The organism is Kitasatospora sp. NPDC051705 (genome assembly GCF_044453265.1).
Lineage (GTDB): Bacteria > Actinomycetota > Actinomycetes > Streptomycetales > Streptomycetaceae > Kitasatospora.
Window position 1 is genome coordinate 36,087 of the sequence record NZ_JBITCO010000012.1, and the last position, 19,483, is coordinate 55,569.

The following is a 19,483-nucleotide window of genomic DNA, read 5'->3' on the forward strand; positions in this document are numbered from 1 at the left end:
TGCCCGGCCGCGGCGGGGCGGGCGCATGAGCCTGCTGACCACCCTCGCCCGGCTGGAGGCCGTCCGCAGCGGCCGGGCCGAGCCGCTGGCCACCGTCCGGCACCGGCACCTGTCGGACCGCCCGATGGTGCTGGTGCCGCTGACCGCGGCCGGCGAGTCCGGCGCGCCGCTGGCGGTGATGCTGGGCACCGACCGGGAACGGCCCCGGGTGCACCTGGTGCCGCAGCCGCTCAACCGGACCCTGCGCTTCGACTTCCTGGCCGGCCTGGCCGCCGACCTGCTGCCCTACCTGGAGTCCTTCGCCGAGGACGTGGAGCAGATCGAGGGCTCCGAGAAGGACCCGGAGACGGGCGAGAAGACCCAGGTGTTCCGGGAGCTGTGCTCCGACGCGCCGCAGCTGATCGTGCCGAACGGCGCCGGCGTGCAGCACCTCGCCCTGCTCGGACGCTCGACCCGGTTCCGCCGCACGGCCGAGGACGCCGAACCGGGCCCCTACCCGGCGCCGGTGCGGGTGCCGCTGCTCGGCCGCTGGCTGACCCACCTCACCGACCGCGCCCAGGTGCCCGGCACCTGCCTGCTGCTGTCGATGACCGGCCTGCTGGCCCGGCACTGGGCCACCGGCCAGAGCCACCTCGAGGACCAGCACCTGGCCGCCCGGCTGGCCTGGCACGCACCGCCGGACGGGCTGACCGGCGCCGAGGCCGCCGAGCGCGCCGAGTCGGCCCGGGACGACCGCGGGCAGCTGCTGCACCCGCCGGCCGGTCCGGCCACGGACCCGCAGTTCGACGAGGCCGTGCTCGCCCCGGCGATCGCCCGCTACGACGCCGCCGCGGCCGCCCTGCGGCACGCCGCCGAGCAGGGGGACGAGCCCGCCGCCGAACGGGCCCGGGACGCCGTCCGGGCGGCCGTCGGGCAGCTGCGCGAGGCGCTGACGGCAGTACTGCTGCCCACCTGGCGGGACGTCTGGCACGGCCTGGACCTGCTGCGGGCGCTGCCGCCGGCCGGGCACCTGGCGGAGCGCTGGACGGGCGACCGCTGGTCCTACACCGGCCACCGGGACCGGCTGGCCGCCGGCGAGCCGCCGCAGCCCCGGCAGGACGACGCGGTGACGGCCGCCCGCAAGCTCGCCCAGCGCGAGCGCGAGCAGGCCCGGCTGGACGTCCAGGAGGCGCTGGACGATCCGTTGGCGATGGCCGAACACCGTCTGGCGGGAGAGGCGTTCACCGGCGTGGTGACGGAGGTGGTGCCGGACTACGACACCTCCGGCCGCTCCCCCAAGCCGCGCCCGCTGGTCACCCTGCGGACGACCGACCGCCCGCACGCCGACCTCGGGCGGGAGGCGCACCGGGTCCGGGGGTTCCCCCGGCCGGAGGGCGGCGCAGGGCCGTCCGCACAGAAGGCCGAGATCGCCGCGGTCGACCAGGCCGCGGGGACGATCACCCTGCGCGTGCTGTCCGGCATGGGCCGCAGGAAGGAGCCGGAGCCGGGCAGCCTGCCGGAGCCCGGCGAACCGGTGACCTTCACGCTCTTCGAGCTGACGGTCCGCCAGTCCGCCCCGCTGCCCGATCCGGACGAGACCCCGTGGACGCACGGCGGCCCGCCCGGCGCCGCGCCCGCGGCCGGGCCGTCCGCCGCCGCCGCCGAGGAGTGGGAGTGATGGGCGGGATGAGCACCGAGCAGGCGCCCGGCGAGGCCGCCGACGCCGCCGTGGCCCGGATCCTGGCGGCGACGGTCCACCCGCCGGCCGGCGCCCCGCGCGGGGTGGTCGTGGACTCCCCGCCCGGGGCCGGGAAGTCGACGCTGGTGGTGCGCGCCGCCCGCGAACTGGTCGGGGCCGGCGAGCGGTTGATGATCGTCGCCCAGACCAACGGCCAGGTGGACGACCTCGTCGGCCGACTGGCCGAGAAAGCGCCGGAGCTGACGATCGGACGGCTGCACGCCGCGGACGCCCGGCCCGGCCCGGAGGTGCTGCGGCACGCCAACGTCACGCCCTCCGACAAGGTGGCCGACCTGGTCGAGCAGGACGTGGTGATCTCCACCTCGGCGAAGTGGCAGTGGGTGCGGGCCGAGGCGCCGTGGCGGCACGCGATCGTCGACGAGGCGTACCAGATGCGCTCGGACGCGCTGCTCGCGGTGGCCCGGCTGTTCGAGCGGGCGCTGTTCGTCGGCGACCCCGGCCAGCTGGACCCGTTCACCGTGGTCGGCACCGAGCAGTGGGCGGGCCTGTCCTACGACCCGTCGAGCAGCGCCGTGGTCACCATGCTGGCGCACAACCCGCAGATCGAGCCGCACCGGCTGCCGGTCTCCTGGCGGCTGCCGGCCAGCGCGGCGCCGCTGATCTCGCGGGCCTTCTACCCGTACACGCCGTTCCGCTCCGGCACCGGGCCGGACGACCGCCGGCTCACGGCCGCGGTACGGCCGGACGGCTCGGCGCTGGACGCCGCGATCGACCGGGCCGCCGAGCACGGCTGGGCCCTGCTGGAGCTGCCCGCCCGGCACACCGTGCGCACCGACCCGCAGGCGGTGGCGGCCGTCGCGGCCACCGTCCGCCGACTGCTGGACCGTGGGCTGACCGCCCACTCCGAGCAGGGCTCCGCCCCGCTCACCGCGGGCCGGATCGCGGTCGGGACCGCCCACCGGGACCAGGCCGCGGCCGTCCGGGCGGCCCTGCTCAGGGCGGGCGTCCCGGTGGACGTGGCGGCCGGCCCGGCCGTCACGGTGGACACCGCCAACCGGCTGCAGGGCCGCGAGTACGACGTCACCGTGGTGCTGCACCCGCTCTCCGGGCGACCGGACGCGACGGCCTTCCACCTGGAGACGGGCCGGCTGTGCGTGCTCGCCTCCCGGCACCGGCACGCCTGCATCGTGGTGGCCCGGGCCGGGATCGGCGAGCTGCTGGACGAGCACCCGTCGACCGAGCCGGTGCAGCTGGGCGCCCCGGTGAGCTTCCCGGACGGCTGGGAGGCCAATCACGAGGTGCTGCACCACCTCGGCGGCCACCGGGTCCGGCTGCGCTGACCGCCGGGGCGGCCGTGGGCGGCCCGGCGGTCGCTCCCGGGCCGGTCCGGCGTCGGTCCTCGGCCGGTGCCGGTCAGTCCTCGGTCAGTCCTCGGTCTCGCAGAGCGCGTAGGCCCGGACGACGCCGCGGGCCGCCCGGGCCGCCCAGGTGGCCGGGGCGTCCGGGACGGGGGCGCTGACCAGGACGGCGTCGGCGGGATCGGCCGGCGTGAGGGTGTAGCCGCCGCCCGTGAGGTGGCTGTGGGCCGGGCAGGTCGCCGTCGACCAGCCGCCGGGTGCGCTCTGCCCGCCGGTCACCACGACGGTGGTCTCGGCGGCGACGGCGTCGGGGGCCGTGGCGGCGATCGGCAGGGCGAGCGGCAGGGCGAGGGACAGGGTCGCGAGGGTCTTCCCAGTGCGCATGGTCCTCCTTGGACGGCGGTCGGACGGCGGTCGGTCGGCAATCGGCCGGCGTCGGCACGTCGGCCGGTGCCGGTTCACCCGGGACAACGCCGCAGGCCGGGCCGCGATGACGGCACGGCGCCGGGACCACCCGAAGGGGTACCCGGGCCGCGGGGGCGCGCCCCCGGCGCGTGCGGGGGAATAGCGCCCGCACGCGCACCGTTCCGTTACCGGCCGCCGCCGCGCGACAATGGACGACGGCCACGACCGGGCGGCGCGGCCCGGAGCAGCCGCCGCCCACCCCCTCATCGAGCCCCGGAGGTGTCCGTCCATGCCCGACTCCCACACGAAGGCGTCCGACCACGGTGGTCCGTCCGACCCCGCGCGACGCCAGCGTCCGGCGCAGCTGCTGTTCGAGCCGCAGTCCGCCGAGCCGGAGCCGGAACGGTTCTTCGACCTGGAGTCCATCGACGACCCCGCGGAGCTGCTGCGCCGCTCCACCGAGCTGGCCCTGGCCTTCCGGGCCGCCGCGGAGCGGGCCACCGACTTCCAGGCCGTCGCCGCCGCGCAGCTGGCCGACCCGCGCCGGTTCGACGCGCTGCCGGACACCGAGATCGCCCGACGCGCGGACTGGACCCCGGACTACGCGGCCAAGATGATCGAGTACGGCCGCGGGCTGCTCCAGCCCCGCCGCCACGAGGACTGAGCCCCGGCGCCGCATCCGCCCCGTCCGCCACACGGGCCCCGGACACGCGCCGCTGGCATATGCGCGGCGGGAAGGGTACGCCGTGCCGCGCCGCCCTGTCCGACGAACGGCGCTTTCCCTCCCGTCCGGCCCGCCGAGCGCGCAGGCTGCTGTGCGTGGACATCTGGACCTATCAGTCGGTGGAGTACGTCACCGTCGCCGGGGAGGCCTGGCTCGCCTCCGCCAGCGAGTACCCGCGCAGCATGCGCGCCCTCTGGGAGGCCCGCCCGTGGGCGCCCTCGGTGCTGCCCTGCGGTCGCGCCTTCGACGTGATCAGCATGCCGTCGCTGTTCGGCCGCCGGGTGCTGGACGAGCTGTGGGCCTCCGGCCCCGGCTGCGGCCCGGTGGCCTCCTACCGGGGGCGGACCCTGCTGTTCGTGCGGCCCGGCGCGGCGCCCAGGCTGCGCCGGCTGCTGGCCTGGGAGGAGTGGGCCCGGGACGTGCCGCCGCTGTTCTGTCACGGGCGGGGCGACACGGTGACGGTGCCGCCGGTGCAGCGGATGGTGAACGGCCCGGACTCCCCGGGGCTGGGCTCCGGCCGGTGGATCGTCGCGCCGGAGGACCGCGAGCCGTGGCTGCCCGGTGCCTCGGTGGTGCTGTGGGCCTGCGTGCGGGCGGCCCGGGAGCCCGGTGCGGCGGTGCCGGTCGGCGCGGCGGTGGTGACCGGCGGGTGAACCCCGGACGGACGGTATTCGATTTTGGCGCGGCCCGGGGCCGCTGCTAGAGTCTTCTCTGTCAGCAGGCGCCGCTAGCTCAGTTGGTTAGAGCAGCTGACTCTTAATCAGCGGGTCCGGGGTTCGAGTCCCTGGCGGCGCACAGACGGTCGAAGGGCCCCTCGCGAGAGCGAGGGGCCCTTCGGCGTTTCCGCGTGCGGGGCCCGGGAGCGCCGGGCGGCGGGCCGCCCGCGGGAGCGGACGGCCCGGCCGGGGCTCAGCGGCCGCGCAGTGCGCGGTAGCGGGCCACCAGCTCCGCGGTGGAGCCGTCCAGCTGGTCGGCGCCCTCGCCGGTGAGCAGCACGGGTTCGATCCGCTTGGCCAGCACCTTGCCCAGCTCGACGCCCCACTGGTCGAAGGAGTCGATGTTCCAGATCGCGCCCTGGACGAACACCTTGTGCTCGTAGAGCGCGACCAGCTGGCCGAGCACCGAGGGGGTCAGCTCGGCGGCCAGGATGGTGGTGGTCGGGTGGTTGCCCCGGAACGTCTTGTGCGGGACGAGCTCGGCGGGCACGCCCTCGGCCGCGACCTCCTCCGGGGTCCGGCCGAAGGCCAGCGCCTGGGTCTGCGCGAAGAAGTTGGCCAGCAGCAGGTCGTGCTGGGCGACCAGGCCCGGGAGCAGGTCGGCGACGGGCCGGGCGAAGCCGATGAAGTCGGCCGGGATCACCTTGGTGCCCTGGTGCAGCAGCTGGTAGTAGGCGTGCTGCCCGTTGGTGCCGGGGGTGCCCCAGACCACCGGCCCGGTCTGCCAGTTCACCGGCGTGCCGTCCCTGGTCACCGACTTGCCGTTGGACTCCATGTCCAGCTGCTGCAGGTAGGCGGTGAACTTGGAGAGGTAGTGCGAGTACGGCAGCACGGCGTGCGCCTGGGCGTCGAAGAACGCGCCGTACCAGACGCCCAGCAGGCCGAGCAGCAGCGGGACGTTCTGCTCCGGCGGGGCGGTGCGGAAGTGCTCGTCGACCAGGTGGAAGCCGTCCAGCATCTCGCGGAAGGCGTCCGGGCCGATGGCGATCATCAGTGAGAGGCCGATCGCCGAGTCGTAGGAGTAGCGGCCGCCGACCCAGTCCCAGAACTCGAACATGTTGGCGGTGTCGATGCCGAAGTCGTGCACGCCCTGCGCGTTGGTGGACAGCGCGACGAAGTGCTTGGCCACGGCCTCGGTGCCGGCGCCCAGCCCGGCGAGCAGCCAGTCCCGGGCGGAGACCGCGTTGGTGATGGTCTCGATGGTGGTGAAGGTCTTCGAGGCGACGATGAACAGCGTCTCGGCCGGGTCGAGGTCGCGCACCGCCTCGTGCAGGTCGGCGCCGTCCACGTTGGAGACGAAGCGGACGTCCAGGTCGCGCTCGGCGTAGGAGCGGAGCACCTCGTAGGCCATCGCGGGGCCGAGGTCGGAGCCGCCGATGCCGATGTTGACGACGGTGCGGATCGCCTTGCCGGTGTGGCCGCGCCACTCGCCGCCGCGGACCCGGTCGGCGAAGCCGGCCATCTTGTCCAGGACGGCGTGCACGGCGGGCACGACGTTCTCGCCGTCGACCTCGACCACGGCACCGCGCGGGGCGCGCAGCGCGGTGTGCAGGACGGCGCGCTGCTCGGTGTTGTTGATCTTCTCGCCGCGGAACATCGCGTCCCGCAGCCCGGCGACCCCGGTGGCCGCGGCGAGCTCGCGCAGCAGTTCCAGCGTCTCGTCGGTGACCAGGTGCTTGGCGTAGTCCACGTGCAGGTCGCCGACCTGGAGGGTGTAGCGGCGGCCGCGCTCCGGGTCGGCGGCGAACAGCTCGCGCAGGTGCGTCTCGCCCAGCTCGGCGCGGTGCTTGCCGAGGGCCGCCCACTGCGGGGTCCGGTCGAGCGGGGTGCGGGCGTCGGCGCGGGTCTCCGACATCGGTGGTTCCTCGATTCATCTGGGTGCAGATACCGGCAGGGCCAGGCGGTGAGGGTTTCGCGAGGTCGTGCGGGTACTGGTGGTGCGCCGACTCCGTTGACGGCCTGCCCGGGCTCAGCCTATGCAACGTCCGGCGGGGCCGCGCACATTCCGTTCGGTCACGTCCCGAGGCGGGTCGGCCGCCCGGTGACGGGGAGGTGTCAGCGGGGTGGACCGACGGTGCGTCACTTCCTCTCGGAGCGCAGGTCGAGCCCGCGCAGCACCTGGTCGACCAGCTCCGGATCGGTGCCCGCCTCGCTGCGGGCGACCAGCATCTCGCGCCGGGACGCGGCGATCATCTCCTGCTCGACCTCCCGGGCAGCCCGCCACTGGGAGAGCCGCAGTTTCGCCTCGGCGGCCTCCTCCTCCGCGTAGTTCTCCGGGCAGAGCCGGGCCAGCCGGTCGTGCTGACGGTCCCGCAGGCGGTCGGCGACCTCGGCGGGCAGCCGGTCCTGCTCCTCCAGCTCGCCGAGCCGCAGCAGCCCGGCCTTGGCGGCCCGCCACCAGAGCCGGCGGACGGCCTGCTCGTGGCGGTCCTGGTCGATGTCCAGCTGCAGCCGCTTGGCCAGCCAGGGCAGGGTCAGGCCCTGGACCAGCAGGGTGAAGAGCACCACGCTGAAGGCGATGAAGACCAGTCGGCCGCGCTCGGGGAAGTCCGCGCCGGAGTGCACGGTCAGCGGGATGGCGAGGGCCAGGGCGACGGTGGCCACGCCGCGCATGCCGGACCACCAGAGCACCACGCTCTCCCGCCAGCTGAACGGCGTGTCCTCCTCCTCGCCCGAGCGCAGCCGCCGGGAGACCCAGCCGGCCGGCAGCAGCCAGAGCAGCCGGACCAGGACGACGACGGCGATCACCACCCCGGCGTCGCCGAGCATGCCGGTCCAGCCGGTGCCGGCCTCCTTGAGCACGGTGGCGAGCTCCAGCCCGATCAGGCCGAAGGCGACGCCGGTGATCAGGATCTCGACGACCTCCCAGAAGGCGTTGCCGACGAGCCGGTAGGAGACGGCGTCGGCGTCGGCGGCCCGCTCGGCGAGGTAGAGCGCGCAGATCACCACGGCGAGGACGCCGGAGCCGTGGATCTCCTCGGCGATGGTGTAGGCGGCGAAGGGCACCAGCAGGTTGAGCGCGACCTGCTGGGTCGGGTCGTCCAGCAGTTCGGCGAGCTTGCTGTTCACCCAGCCGAGGACGATCCCGACCACCACGGCGAGCACCGCGGAGAGCACGAAGCGCAGGATCGCGTGGCCGGCCGAGAAGTCGTCGCTCACCACGGCGTCGATGGCCAGCGAGTAGATGACGATCGCGGTGACGTCGTTGAACAGGCCCTCGCTCTCCAGGATCGCCACCAGGCGGCGGGGCAGTCCCACGCTGCCGGCCACCGCGACGGCGGCGACCGGGTCGGGCGGGGAGACCAGCGCGCCGACCGCGATCGCGGCGGCCAGCGGCAGCGCGGGCAGGAGCCAGTGCACGGTGCCGGCCACGGCGACGGTGGTGACCACGACCAGGGCGACGGCGAGCAGCAGGATCGAGCGGACGTTGGCCTTGAAGTAGCGGACCGAGGAGCGCCGGGCGACCGCGAAGATCAGCGGCGGCAGGACCAGCGGCAGGATGAGTTCGGGCTCGATGGTGATGTCCGGGATCTGCGGGACGAGCGCCATGACGATGCCGAGCAGGGTCATCAGCACCGGCTGCGGCACCCCGGTCCGGCGGGCCAGCGGCATGGTCACCACGGAGGCGAGCAGCACCAGGAAGAGCAGGGGCAGCTGACCCACGGGGAGGTTCCTCTCGACGGCGGACGGCTGAGCGCCGCCAGGATAAATCTGACAATGCGCCTATCCCGGGGGACACGCCGGGAGGTGCTTGACCTCAAGCGCGCTTCAGGTTCGAGGATCGGCGCGCGGCCCGCGGCGGACACTCCCCCGCGGACGCGGACACGCCGGCGCGGACCCGCCGCGGCACGCGCGCACGACCGAGAGGGCAGGAGCACCCATGAAGGCAGTCACCGTTCCCGGGTTCGGCGGACCGGAGGTCCTGCGGGCGGCCGAGACGCCCGACCCGCTGCCCGGGCCGGGCGAGGTGCGGGTCCGGGTCCGCGCGGCCGGGGTCCAGCCGGTCGACCTCGCCATCCGCGAGGGCTTCTCCCCGCCCGGGGCGCGGATCGAGCCGCCGTTCGTCCTCGGCAACGAGTTCGCCGGGGTGGTCGACCGGCTCGGCCCCGGCAGCCACGGCTGGCAGGTCGGCGACGAGGTCCTGGGCTTCCGGCTCCTGAACTGCCACGCCGAGTTCGTCACCGTGGACACCGCCCAGCTGGTCGCCAAGCCCGCCGCGATGCCCTGGGAGCAGGCCGGCTCGCTCTCCGCCTCCGGCCAGACCGCGCACATGGCCCTCCGCCTGCTGGGCGTCGGCCCCGGCGACACCGTCCTGGTGCACGGTGCGTCCGGCGGAGTCGGCACCGTCGCCGTCCAGCTCGCCCGGGCCTGGGGCGCCACCGTGATCGGCACGGCCGGCGAGCGCAACCACGCGTACCTGCGCGGGCTGGGCGCCGTTCCCGTCGCCTACGGCGAGGGGCTGGTCGAGCGGGTCCGGGCGGTGGCGCCGCAGGGCGTGGACGCCGCCTTCGACGCCGCCGGGCGGGGCGCGCTGGAGGCCTCGGTCGAGCTGGTCGCGGACCGGGCGCGGATCGGCACCGTGGTCGACTACCCGGGCGCCGAACGGCTCGGGGTGCGCGGGCTGCGGGCGGAGCGGACCGCCGCCCGGCTGGCCGAGCTGGTCGGGCTCTGGGAGGCCGGCGGCCTGCGGCTGGAGGTGGCCGAGGCCTTCCCGCTGGAGCGCGCCGCGGACGCGCACCGGATGGTCGGCACCGGGCACGTCCGGGGCAAGGTCGTCCTGGTCCCCTGACGGCCGCCGGCCGACCCCGGCCCGGGCGCCGGCCGCTCCGGCTGCCGCCCGTCCGGGCCGATTGTGTGTTTCTGCTGCTGACCAGGTAATGTTCTCCACGTCAGCAGGCGCCGCTAGCTCAGTTGGTTAGAGCAGCTGACTCTTAATCAGCGGGTCCGGGGTTCGAGTCCCTGGCGGCGCACAGACAGCCGGAAGGCCCTTCGCGAGAGCGAGGGGCCTTCCGGCGTTTCCGGCTCCGCTCCCCCGTCCAGGGGCCCTTCCGTCCCCGGCACGCCTGCCGCCGCGGCCGGGCGCCCGCGGTGGCAGGAAAGGTGGGAAACAGGTCATTGCCGCCATCGGAGCCCGCTGACAGGCTGGCCGCATGAGAGCACGCAGCGTGCTCGTCGTCCTCTACGACGGCGTGCAGAGCCTGGACGTGACCGGCCCCCTGGAGGTGTTCGCGGGGGCGGGCGCCGCCGCCGGGCGGCCCGGCGCCTACCGGCTGACCACCGCCTCGCCCGGCGGCGCCCCGGTGCGCAGCCGCAGCGGCCTGCGGCTGCTGCCGGACGCGGACCTGGCCGGGGCCGGCCCGGCGGACACCCTGCTGGTCCCCGGCGGGGCGGAGGCCGACGACCCGGGCCGGGCGGCACTGGTGGCGCGGATCCGGGAGCTGGCCGAGGGGGCCGAGCGGGTGGCGTCGGTGTGCACCGGGGCGTTCCTGCTCGCCGAGGCCGGACTGCTGGCCGGCCGCCGGGTCACCACCCACTGGGCGTACTGCGACACGCTGGCCCGGCGCTTCCCGGACGTCCGGGTCGACCCCGAGCCGATCCACGTCCGGGACGGGCCGGTGGCCACCTCCGCCGGGGTGACCGCCGGGATCGACCTGGCCCTCGCCCTGGTCGAGGAGGACCTCGGGCGCGACGCCGCGCTGCTGATCGCCCGTCACCTGGTGGTCTTCCTGCGCCGGCCGGGCAACCAGGCGCAGTTCAGCACCCAGCTGGCCGCCCAGGTCGCGGCCCGCGACCCGCTGCGCGAGGTCCAGCGCTGGATCGCCGAACACCCGGAGGACGACCTCTCGGTCGAGGCACTGGCCCGCCGCTCGGCGCTGTCCCCGCGGCACTTCGCCCGCGCCTTCGCCGCCGAGGTCGGGGTCACCCCCGGCCGGTACGTGGACCGCGTGCGGCTGGAGGCGGCCAGGCGCCGGCTGGAGGACACCGCGGACGGGATCGAGGAGGTCGCCCGCTCCTGCGGCTACGGCACCCCGGAGGCGATGCGGCGCGCCTTCGTCCGGGCCCTGGCCGTCGCCCCCACCGAGTACCGGCGCCGCTTCCACCCCGGCCCCACCACCCACCGAACCGGAGAAACCTGATGCGCATCGCCGTCCTGCTGTACGACCAGTTCACCGCCCTGGACGCCGTCGGCCCCTACGAGGTGCTGTCCCGGATCCCGGGCGCCGAGGTGGTGTTCACCGCCGCCCGGCGCGGGCCGGTGCGCACCGACATGGCGAGCCTGGCGCTCACCGCCGACGCCGCCCTGGACGAGGTGGACGCGGCCGACGTGCTGCTCGTCCCCGGCGGGCCCGGGACGCAGGAGCGGCTCGCGGACGCGGCCCTGCTGGAGTGGGTCCGCGCGGTGGACGCCACCACGCGCTGGACGACCTCGGTCTGCTCGGGCTCCCTGCTGCTCGGCGCCGCCGGACTGCTGACCGGGCGCCGGGCCACCTCGCACTGGTGCTGCCTGGACCAGCTGCCCCGGTACGGCGCCGAGCCGGCGGCCGCCGAGCGGGTCGTGATCGACGGCAAGTACGCCACCGCGGCCGGGGTCTCGGCCGGGATCGACCTGGCGCTGTCGCTGACCGGCCGGCTCGCCGGGGACTCCGTCGCGGAGGCGATCCAGCTGGTCATCGAGTACGACCCGCAGCCGCCCTACTCGACGGGCTCCACCGCGAGCGCGCCGGCCGGGATGGTCGAGGACCTGCTGGCGAAGGGGCTGCTGCTCTAGGACGTGTCCGGGGTCCTCTGTCGGCCCCGGGGCTTCCCGGCCGGGCGTCAGGTGCGCCGGGCCGGGAAGCCGTGGGCCCGGGCGCCGAGCACCACCGCGAGGACCGGTACCAGCAGGAGCAGGACGGTCCACGGCAGCGCCCCGGTGCCGAACCGGCCCAGCACCAGGCCGCCGGCCACGCCGCCGCCCGCCATGGCGACGTTCCACAGGGTGACCAGCGCGGCCTGGGCGGCGTCCGCCTGCGCGCCGCCCGCGTCGCCGGCGGCGGTCTGCAGCAGGGTCGGCGCGCCGCCCCAGCCCAGGCCCCAGAGCAGCGCCGCGAGGTGGACCAGCGGCGAGCCGTCGGGCCACAGGCCCAGCAGGGCCGCCGCCGCCGCGATCAGCAGGACGCCGCCCGCGGTCAGCCACCGCAGCCGGCGGTGGATGTGCACGCCGGTGAACCAGATCGCCACCAGCGAGGCCACCCCGAAGACCAGCAGCACCGAGTCGGTCGCGGTCCCGAGGCCGGCCCGGTCGAGGAACGGTGCGACGTAGGTGAACAGGACGGTGTGGGCGAGGACGAGGAGCACCGTCACGGCGAGCACCGGCCGGACTCCGGGCAGGGCGAGCGCGCGCCGTACCGGGGTCCGGTCGCCGTCCGCCCGGCCGGGCTGGTCCGGCAGGGCCGCCGCGATCCAGCCGATCACGCCGACCGCCAGTGCCGTCATGGCCAGGAACGGCACCCACCAGGCCAGCACCCGGCCGAGGAAGGTGCCGACCGGTACTCCCAGCGAGAGCGCCACCGGCACGCCCGCCATGGCGACGGCCATGGCCCGGCCCTGCTGCCCGGCCGGCACCAGACGGCGGGCGTAGCCGGCCAGCAGCGCCCAGGCGAGGCCGGCCGCGACCCCGGCGAGGAAGCGGGCGGCGATGGTGAGCGGGTAGTTCGTGGAGGCCGCGGTCACCGTGTTGGCCACGGCGAAGCCGGCCATCGCACCGAGCAGCAGCCGCTTGCGGCTCCAGCCGGCGGTGGCCGCGGTCAGCGGGATCGCGGTGGCGGCGGTGCCGAGTGCGTAGACGGTGACGGTCTGCCCGGCCGCCGACTCGCCGACGCCGAGGGCCCCGCCCATGCCGGGCAGGACGCCTGCGGGCAGGGTCTCGGTCAGTGCGGTGACGAAGACGGCGGTGGCCAGTGCGAGCAGGGACGGGAGCGGGAACGGGGACCGCCCGCGCGCCGCGGGGGTCGGGAGCTGTGTGGTCGCCATGGGGACCATGCTCGAACCTCACACCGGTGTCAGGTTCAAGTGCGTTCCGGCGCGGTTCACGTGCGGTCACGTGTGTTCAGGCGCGTTGGCATGCGTTCGCGTGCCGTTCGCGTGCGTTCGCGTGCTCCGGTGCGGTGCCCGGCCCCCGCACGGCGCGGGGGCCGGGCGGCCGGTCAGCGGTGGAAGTACCCGTCGAAGTTCCTGGAGAACTCCCGGCCGCCGAACTGGTCCCAGTTGACGGACCAGGTCATCAGCCCGCGCAGGTTCGGCTGGGCGCCCGAACGCGGCACGTAGGAGCCGCAGTTGGCGAGCCGGGTGAGGCAGTCCAGGGCCTTGTCCACCTCGGCCGGGGAGACGTAGCCGTTGCCGGCGTTGGTGGTGGCGGGCATGCCGACGGCCACCTTGGAGGCGGGCAGTGGCGGGAACACGTTGGCGGTGTTGCCCGCCACCGGGAAGCCGGTGAGCAGCAGGTCGGTCATCGCGACGTGGAAGTCCGCGCCGCCCATCGAGTGGTACTGGTTGTCCAGGCCCATGACGGAGCCGGAGTTGTAGTCCTGGACGTGCAGCAGGGTGAGGTCGTCGCGCAGCGCGTGGATGACCGGGAGGTAGGCGCCGGCCCGCGGGTCCTGACCGCCCCAGGGGCCGGATCCGTAGTACTGGTAGCCGAGTTGGACGAAGAACGTCTCCGGCGCCATGGTCAGCACGAAGCCCTGGCCGTACTTGGCCTTCAGGGTCCTCAGCGCCGAGATCAGGTTGACGATGACCGGGGTGGTCGGGTTCCTGAAGTCGGTGTCGCCGGTGTTGAGGGAGAGCGAGTGGCCCTCGAAGTCGATGTCGAGGCCGTCCAGGCCCCACTTGTCGATGATCGCCGAGACCGAGCTGACGAAGGTGTCCCGGGCGGCGGCGGTGGTCAGCTGGACCTGGCCGTTCTGGCCGCCGATCGAGATCAGCACCTTCTTGCCCTGGGCGCGCTTGGCGGCGATGGCGGCCTTGAAGTCGGCGTCGGACTCCACGCCCGGGCAGTCGGCGGCGGAGCAGCGGTTGAAGCGGATGTCGCCGGAGGTGACGGAGGTGGGCTCGCCGAAGGAGAGGTCGATGAAGTCCCAGGAGTTCGGGACGTCGGCCATCCGGGTGTAGCCGGCGCCGTTGGCGAAGCTGGCGTGCAGGTAGCCGACCAGCGTGTGGCCGCCGGCGGGCGGGGTGGTCGGGGTGCCGGTGGCGGTCGGGCTGCTCGTCGCGGTGGGCGAGGCCGTGGCGGTGGGGCTGGCGGTCGCGGTCGGCGAGGCGGTGGCCGTCGGCGAGGCGGTCGCGGTCGGCGTGGGCGTGGGGACGCCCGGGCCGTCCAGCGAGACGTCGTCCGCGTAGTAGGTGCCCTGGCCGTACCAGCCGTGGGTGTAGACGGTGGCGCTGGTCTGGTTGGCGCCGGTGGTGAAGCTGAGGCTGAGCTTCTGGTAGCCGCCGCCGGTGCCGGGGGTCCAGGTGCTGGGGCCGCCGCCGTCGACGCCCAGGTAGACGTACGAGCCGTTGACGTACGCGCTGAGCGTGTAGGTGGTGCCGGGGGCGACGGCCACGGTCTGGGCGCACTGCGCGGTGTCGCCCGCGGTGGCGGCGCCGGCCAGCGCACGGGTGCCGCCGTGCACGGGGGCGGTGACGACGCTGCCGGTGCCGCCGCTGCAGCTCCAGGGGCCGAGCGAGCCGGACTCGAAGCCGCCGTTGACCAGGAACTCGCCGGCCGAGGCGGCGGGCGCCAGGCCCAGGGTGAGGCCGACCAGGGTGGCGGCGGCGACGGCGGAGGCGATGCCGGCGGCGATCAGGGCGCGGGGACGCGGGGGTGAGCTTCTGGGCATGGGGGCTCCTGCGGTGACACGGTCGTGGGGGACGTCCGAGGGCACGCCGGAGCACGCGCCAGTGGGGGGGAACGGCCCGGCCTGGCACCCTAGTTGGACTAGACCACTGAAGTGGATCCGACGCTTCGGTGTCAATGGTCCAGACCGGTTGCGGGGCGCCGGGGGCCGGCGGGGGCGTCGGCGGGGGAACCGCCCCGGTTGCCGGGTGTGACACCCCGTCGAAGGATGGAGGGGTGACCCCGCCCGGCTACCTCCGCTACCCGCACCTGCACGGCGACCTGCTCGCCTTCACCGCCGAGGACGACGTGTGGATCGCCCCGCTGGACGGCGCCGGCGGCACCGGCCGGGCCTGGCGGATCGGCTGCGACCGCACCCGGGTCAGCCACCCCCGCCTCTCCCCCGACGGCCGCTCCCTCGCCTGGACCAGCTGGCTCAGCCTCACCCCCGAGGTGTGGACCGCCCCCGTCGAGGGCGGCGGCGCCCGCCGGCTCAGCTACTGGGGCAGCCAGGACACCCGGGTGCGCGGCTGGCTGCCCGACGGCGAGGTCCTGGCCGTCACCTCGTACCACGAACCGTTCGGCCACTACACCTGGGCGCACGCCCTGCCGCCCGACGGCTCCCCCGGCCGCCGGATGCCCTGGGGCCCGGTCGGCGACGCGCAGATGAGCCGCCGGCGCACCGTCCTGCTCACCGGCGCCGCCCCGCACGAACCCGCCGCCTGGAAGCGCTACCGCGGCGGGGCCACCGGCCGGCTCTGGGTCGACGGCGAGCAGGTCCTGGCCGGCCACCCCGGCCACCTCGCCTCGCCGATGCCCGTCGGCGACCGGATCGCCTTCCTCTCCGACCACGAGGGCATCGGCAACCTCTACTCCTGCCGCCCCGACGGCACCGACCTGCGCCGGCACACCGACCACGCCTCCTACTACGCCCGCGAGGCCGCCACCGACGGCACCAGGATCGTCTACCAGCACGCCGGCGACCTCTGGCTGCTGGACGGCCTGGACGCCCCCGCCCCCCGCCGGCTGGCCGTCCCGCTCGGCGGCGCCCGCGCCGGCCGCCGCCCGTACCAGGTCAGCGCCGCCTCCCAGGTCAAGGACCTGGCCTGCGACCAGAGCGGCCGGGCCGGGGTGATCACCGTCCGCGGCAGCCAGTACTGGCTCACCCACAAGGACGGCCCGGCCCGCGCCCTCGCCGACACCCCGGGCGTGCGGACCCGGCTGCCGGTCATGCTCGGGCACACCGGCGAGGCCGCCTGGATCACCGACGCCGAGGGCGCCGACGCCGTCGAGGTGGTGCCGCTGCCCGGCCACGAGGGCGCTCCCGGACACGGCGACCCGGCGACCCCGGACCCCGGGCACGACGGGGGCGGCCGGCACCGGCACCGGGTGCTCGCCGCTGGCCGGCTGGGGCGGGTCCTGGAGCTCACCGCCTCCCCCGACGGCGCGCACCTGGCGGCCACCTCCTCGGACGGGCGGCTGCTGCTGGTCTCCGCCGCGGACGGGGCCGTCCGCGAGATCGCCGCGTCCGGCTACGGGCCGGTCTCCAGCGCCCGGTTCTCCCCCGACTCGCTCTGGCTCGCCTGGTCCCAACCGGTGGCCGGGCGCTCGCTGCGCCGGATCCGGCTCACCCGGACCGACGCCCCCGCGCCGATCACCGAGGTCACCGACGGCCGGTTCGAGGACGAGCAGCCGGTGTTCACCCGGGACGGCCGCTACCTGGCCTTCCTGTCCTGGCGCGGCTTCGACCCGGTGCACGACGTGCACACCGGCGACCTCTCCTTCCCGGTGGGCTGCCGCCCCTACCTCGTGCCGCTCACCGCCGACACGCCGTCCCCGTTCGCCGCCCCCGCCGGGGACGGCGCCCCGCGCGGGGACGGCGGCGGCGACGGCACCGTCCGGGTCGAGCCGCAGGGCATCGGCGAACGGCTGGTGCAGTTCCCGGTGATCGCCTCCAAGTACTCGGCCACCGACGCGGTGCGCGGCGGCCTGGTCTGGCTGCGCTGGCCGATCTCCGGCACCCTCGGCCAGACCTTCGCCAGCCCCGACGACACCTCGGGGCGCCCCTCCCTGGAGTACTTCGACCTGGCCCGCGGCACCCGGAGCACCCTGGTCGACAAGCTGGACGGCTACGCGGTCTCCGGCGACGGCGGCTCGGTCGCGGTGTACTCGGCGGGATCCCTGCGGATCGTCCCGGTCGGGGCCCCCTCCGCCGGCACCACCGTCGACCTGCGCCGGATCACCCACACCGTGCACCCGGCCGCCGAGTGGCACCAGGCCTACCACGAGGCGGCCCGGATCGTCCGGGACCAGTTCTGGGACGAGCGGATGTCCGGCCTGGACTGGCCGGCGCTGGTCGCCCAGTACGAGCCGCTGCTGGAGCGGATCTGCTCCCCGGACGACTTCGCCGACCTGCTGCGCGAACTCCTCGGCGAGCTCGGCACCTCGCACGCCTACGTCACGCCGTCCCGGCGGGGCGAGGGGCCCTCGCTCGCCCAGCAGCCGCTCGGCCTGCTCGGCGCCAACGCGCACCGCTCCCCCGACGGGCGCTGGCTGGTCAGCCGGGTGCTGCCCGGCGAGTCCTCCGACCCGCGAGCCCGGGCCCCGCTGGCCGCCCAGGGCGTGCGGGACGGCGACGAGCTGCTGACCGTCGGCGGCCGCCCGGTCGACCCGGTCCGCGGACCGCTGCCGCTGCTGGCCGGCACCGGCGGGACCACCGTGGAGCTGGCGCTGCGCAGCGCCCCGGACGGGCCGGTGCGGCGGATCACCGTCACCCCGCTGACCGACGAGCGGGCCATCCGCTACCAGGACTGGGTGGCCAGACGCCGTTCCCTGGTCCGGGAGTTCAGCGACGGCCGGTGCGGCTACCTGCACATCCCGGACCTCGGAGGCTCCGGCTGGGCCCAGTTCAACCGCGACCTGCGCCGCGAGCTGGACAAGCCGGCCCTGGTGCTGGACGTGCGCGGCAACGCCGGCGGCAACGTCTCCGAACTGGTGCTGGAGAAACTCACCCGGCACGTCCTCGCCTGGGACTTCAGCCGGGACCGCCAACCGGTCCGCTGGCCCCGGGACGCGCTGCGCGGCCCGATGGTGGCCCTCGCCGACGAGGCGACCAGCTCGGACGGCGACGTGGTCATCGCCGCGATCAAGCTGCTCGGCCTCGGCCCGGTGATCGGCAACCGGACCTGGGGCGGGGTGGTCGGGATGACCGGGCGGCACACCCTCGGCGACGGCACCCAGATCTCGGTGCCGAAGAACGCCTCCTGGTTCGGCGGCGGCCTCGGCTGGTCGATCGAGAACCGCGGCGTCGAACCGGACGTGCACGTGCTGCGCACCCCGCAGGACTGGGCCCGCGGGCGCCACCCCGAACTGGTCGCCGCCGTCCAGCTCGCCCTGGATCTGCTGGAGGACCTGCCCGCGGCGGCGCCCCCGCCGGAGTCCACCCCCCGGCCGGACCTGCGGCGCCCGCCGCTGCCGCCGCGCACGCGCTGATCCCCCCGGGCGCGGGACCCGGGGGGCGCGGGGGTCACGGCCCGGTCAGTCCCAGGGGTCGCCCTCGGCCGTCATGTTCTCGGCGGCGCGCCGGTCGGCCTCCTCCTGCGCGGACTGCGCGGAGAGCCGCTCCGACTCGCGGGTCCCCCGCGCCCGCTCGACCTCGTCGCTGTACGCGTCGGCGGCCTCGTCGTGGGCCAGGGCGGCGCGCTCGGTGGCGTCCTGCCCGGCGGTGTCGTGCGCCTTGTGGCGGAACCTGTCGAAGATGCCCATGACTCCTCCTCCGGACGGATACCGGGCTGCCCCCACTCTCACACCGGTGCCGGACCGCCGCACCTTGAGTCCTTGGTCCCGGTCGGACGCGTCCAAGGGCCGTAGCGGGGCGGCCCGCGGCGGGCGCAGGGTGGAGCCGTCGGCCGATCTGACGTCCACCGTCTGGAGCCCGCTGTGACCGTCGCCCACCCCGAACGCCCCACCCGGCGCCCCGCCGAGGACCTGCACGACGGACCGCGCCGCCGGGTCGGCCCGCTGGCCGCACTGGACGGACGGCTGCCCGGACCGCACGACCTGCTGCTGATGCAGTGCCCGGGCTCGCTGCGGCCGCTCGCCGGTGGCGCACTGCCGCCCTGGGCCCGGGCGGTACTGCGCGCGCACCCGTGGGTCACCGTCGGGCGGGCGCCCGTGCTGCTCGCGGCGCCGACCGCGCCGGGCCCGCAGCGCTGCGCCCGGGACGACGCCCCGGCGCCCGACCAGTGGATCCCGGTGACGGTGCGCGGCGCGCGGCCCGGTCAGCGCCTGGACGCGCTGGCGCCCTGGGCGGCCGTCGCCCGGACCCTGCGGCCGGAGCAGCTGGTGGCCCGGCGGGCCCGGCTGGCCCCCGGACGGCTCGCCGACGTCCCGGCCCTGGCGCTGCTGCCGGAGGTCGACCGGCTCGTCGCCGACCACCGGCTGGCCTGGGGCCCGATCGGCGCGGTCGGCTACGAGCTGGGCAGCGGGGTGCCGGTCGCCGGGCCGCTGAGCCCGCTGCGGCTGGTGCTGCGGGCCCCGCACCCGGTCAGCCGGCGGGACGCGCTCCAGCTGCGGCGCGCGCTGAGCAAGCTGCCGGTGCCGGTGCAGGCCGAACTGGAGACCCGCTACGGCGCGGTGCTGCTGGCGGAGTACGCGGCGGGGCCGCAGGCGCTCACCCTGCTGACGCCGTACGGGCCCCGGGAGGTCCACGATCCGTGGTTCCCCCGGGGCCCGCTGTACTGAGGG

15 protein-coding genes and 2 tRNA genes are annotated in these 19,483 nt (G+C 75.8%); 11 read left to right on the forward strand and 6 right to left on the reverse strand.

Features of this window, described 5'->3' with window-relative positions:
- Positions 1–25 precede the first annotated feature (25 nt).
- Together ACIA8Q_RS17340 and ACIA8Q_RS17345 are read left to right on the forward strand one after the other, a co-directional pair.
- The gene (locus tag ACIA8Q_RS17340) at positions 26–1,657 is read left to right on the forward strand and encodes a hypothetical protein (protein WP_396317400.1); all 1,632 of its coding nucleotides are present in this window, start codon (positions 26–28) and stop codon (positions 1,655–1,657) included.
- 8 nt (positions 1,658–1,665) lie between these two features.
- Positions 1,666–3,018, forward strand: a complete 1,353-nt coding sequence (locus ACIA8Q_RS17345; RefSeq protein WP_360209513.1) for an AAA domain-containing protein — start codon at positions 1,666–1,668, stop codon at positions 3,016–3,018.
- 84 nt (positions 3,019–3,102) lie between these two features.
- On the opposite strand, the gene ACIA8Q_RS17350 is transcribed toward ACIA8Q_RS17345, so the two are convergent.
- Entirely contained in the window at positions 3,103–3,420 is a 318-nt protein-coding gene (locus ACIA8Q_RS17350) for a hypothetical protein (RefSeq protein WP_396317401.1), read from the reverse strand.
- A gap of 310 nt (positions 3,421–3,730) precedes the next feature.
- On the opposite strand from ACIA8Q_RS17350, the gene ACIA8Q_RS17355 reads away from it, so the two are divergent.
- The 3 genes from ACIA8Q_RS17355 (at position 3,731) to ACIA8Q_RS17365 (ending at position 4,960) form a co-directional block, all read left to right on the forward strand.
- Positions 3,731–4,105, forward strand: coding sequence for a hypothetical protein (locus ACIA8Q_RS17355; RefSeq protein ID WP_360209305.1), 375 nt, complete (start codon positions 3,731–3,733; stop codon positions 4,103–4,105).
- 155 nt (positions 4,106–4,260) lie between these two features.
- A complete protein-coding gene (locus ACIA8Q_RS17360) occupies positions 4,261–4,818 on the forward strand; it encodes a bifunctional DNA primase/polymerase (protein WP_360209307.1) in 558 nt (185 codons plus the stop codon).
- Between the two features lie 68 nt (positions 4,819–4,886).
- Positions 4,887–4,960, forward strand: a tRNA-Lys gene (locus tag ACIA8Q_RS17365).
- A 114-nt stretch (positions 4,961–5,074) separates the two neighbouring features.
- On the opposite strand, the gene pgi is transcribed toward ACIA8Q_RS17365, so the two are convergent.
- Both pgi and ACIA8Q_RS17375 read right to left on the reverse strand, forming a co-directional pair.
- Positions 5,075–6,736, reverse strand: coding sequence for a glucose-6-phosphate isomerase (gene pgi / locus ACIA8Q_RS17370; RefSeq protein WP_360209310.1), 1,662 nt, complete (start codon positions 6,734–6,736; stop codon positions 5,075–5,077).
- Between the two features lie 224 nt (positions 6,737–6,960).
- Complete coding sequence (locus tag ACIA8Q_RS17375) at positions 6,961–8,544, reverse strand: Na+/H+ antiporter (protein WP_387901364.1); 1,584 nt, start codon at positions 8,542–8,544, stop codon at positions 6,961–6,963.
- A 217-nt stretch (positions 8,545–8,761) separates the two neighbouring features.
- Between ACIA8Q_RS17375 and ACIA8Q_RS17380 the strand changes: the two genes are divergently transcribed.
- The 4 genes from ACIA8Q_RS17380 to ACIA8Q_RS17395 all read left to right on the forward strand — a co-directional run bounded on the left by ACIA8Q_RS17380 (position 8,762) and on the right by ACIA8Q_RS17395 (position 11,650).
- Positions 8,762–9,670, forward strand: a complete 909-nt coding sequence (locus ACIA8Q_RS17380; RefSeq protein WP_396317402.1) for an NADP-dependent oxidoreductase — start codon at positions 8,762–8,764, stop codon at positions 9,668–9,670.
- 107 nt (positions 9,671–9,777) lie between these two features.
- A tRNA-Lys gene (locus ACIA8Q_RS17385) sits at positions 9,778–9,851 on the forward strand.
- Positions 9,852–10,031: 180 nt separating this feature from the next.
- Positions 10,032–11,018: a GlxA family transcriptional regulator gene (locus ACIA8Q_RS17390; protein WP_396317403.1), complete on the forward strand. Its 987-nt coding sequence runs from the start codon at positions 10,032–10,034 to the stop codon at positions 11,016–11,018.
- On the forward strand, positions 11,018–11,650 hold the full coding sequence (locus tag ACIA8Q_RS17395) for a DJ-1/PfpI family protein (protein WP_387901370.1): 633 nt from the start codon (positions 11,018–11,020) through the stop codon (positions 11,648–11,650). Before ACIA8Q_RS17390 ends, ACIA8Q_RS17395 begins: the two co-directional genes overlap by 1 nt.
- 47 nt (positions 11,651–11,697) lie before the next feature.
- On the opposite strand, the gene ACIA8Q_RS17400 is transcribed toward ACIA8Q_RS17395, so the two are convergent.
- Together ACIA8Q_RS17400 and ACIA8Q_RS17405 are read right to left on the reverse strand one after the other, a co-directional pair.
- Positions 11,698–12,894 (reverse strand): MFS transporter, encoded by a 1,197-nt coding sequence (locus ACIA8Q_RS17400; protein WP_396317404.1) that lies wholly within the window; start codon positions 12,892–12,894, stop codon positions 11,698–11,700.
- Positions 12,895–13,067: 173 nt separating this feature from the next.
- Complete coding sequence (locus ACIA8Q_RS17405; protein ID WP_360209324.1) at positions 13,068–14,741, reverse strand: carbohydrate binding domain-containing protein; 1,674 nt, start codon at positions 14,739–14,741, stop codon at positions 13,068–13,070.
- Positions 14,742–14,974: 233 nt separating this feature from the next.
- On the opposite strand from ACIA8Q_RS17405, the gene ACIA8Q_RS17410 reads away from it, so the two are divergent.
- The gene (locus tag ACIA8Q_RS17410) at positions 14,975–18,229 is read left to right on the forward strand and encodes a S41 family peptidase (RefSeq protein WP_387901378.1); all 3,255 of its coding nucleotides are present in this window, start codon (positions 14,975–14,977) and stop codon (positions 18,227–18,229) included.
- A gap of 45 nt (positions 18,230–18,274) precedes the next feature.
- Here the strand turns inward: ACIA8Q_RS17410 and ACIA8Q_RS17415 are convergent, their stop codons facing one another.
- Positions 18,275–18,502 (reverse strand): hypothetical protein, encoded by a 228-nt coding sequence (locus ACIA8Q_RS17415; protein ID WP_387901380.1) that lies wholly within the window; start codon positions 18,500–18,502, stop codon positions 18,275–18,277.
- A gap of 174 nt (positions 18,503–18,676) precedes the next feature.
- Between ACIA8Q_RS17415 and ACIA8Q_RS17420 the strand changes: the two genes are divergently transcribed.
- A complete protein-coding gene (locus ACIA8Q_RS17420; RefSeq protein ID WP_360209331.1) occupies positions 18,677–19,480 on the forward strand; it encodes a phosphoribosyl-dephospho-CoA transferase MdcG domain-containing protein in 804 nt (267 codons plus the stop codon).
- The last annotated feature ends 3 nt before the right edge of the window (positions 19,481–19,483 follow it).

Excerpts from the sequence above, each read along its gene's own strand:
- ACIA8Q_RS17340 (WP_396317400.1), top strand. The coding sequence starts at position 26 with ATGAGCCTGCTGACCACCCTCGCCCGGCTGGAGGCCGTCCGCAGCGGC.
- ACIA8Q_RS17345 (WP_360209513.1), top strand. The coding sequence starts at position 1,666 with ATGAGCACCGAGCAGGCGCCCGGCGAGGCCGCCGACGCCGCCGTGGCC.
- ACIA8Q_RS17350 (WP_396317401.1), bottom strand. The coding sequence starts at position 3,420 with ATGCGCACTGGGAAGACCCTCGCGACCCTGTCCCTCGCCCTGCCGCTC.
- ACIA8Q_RS17355 (WP_360209305.1), top strand. The coding sequence starts at position 3,731 with ATGCCCGACTCCCACACGAAGGCGTCCGACCACGGTGGTCCGTCCGAC.
- pgi (WP_360209310.1), bottom strand. The coding sequence starts at position 6,736 with ATGTCGGAGACCCGCGCCGACGCCCGCACCCCGCTCGACCGGACCCCG.
- ACIA8Q_RS17380 (WP_396317402.1), top strand. The coding sequence starts at position 8,762 with ATGAAGGCAGTCACCGTTCCCGGGTTCGGCGGACCGGAGGTCCTGCGG.
- ACIA8Q_RS17390 (WP_396317403.1), top strand. The coding sequence starts at position 10,032 with ATGAGAGCACGCAGCGTGCTCGTCGTCCTCTACGACGGCGTGCAGAGC.
- ACIA8Q_RS17395 (WP_387901370.1), top strand. The coding sequence starts at position 11,018 with ATGCGCATCGCCGTCCTGCTGTACGACCAGTTCACCGCCCTGGACGCC.
- ACIA8Q_RS17400 (WP_396317404.1), bottom strand. The coding sequence starts at position 12,894 with ATGGCGACCACACAGCTCCCGACCCCCGCGGCGCGCGGGCGGTCCCCG.
- ACIA8Q_RS17405 (WP_360209324.1), bottom strand. The coding sequence starts at position 14,741 with ATGCCCAGAAGCTCACCCCCGCGTCCCCGCGCCCTGATCGCCGCCGGC.
- ACIA8Q_RS17415 (WP_387901380.1), bottom strand. The coding sequence starts at position 18,502 with ATGGGCATCTTCGACAGGTTCCGCCACAAGGCGCACGACACCGCCGGG.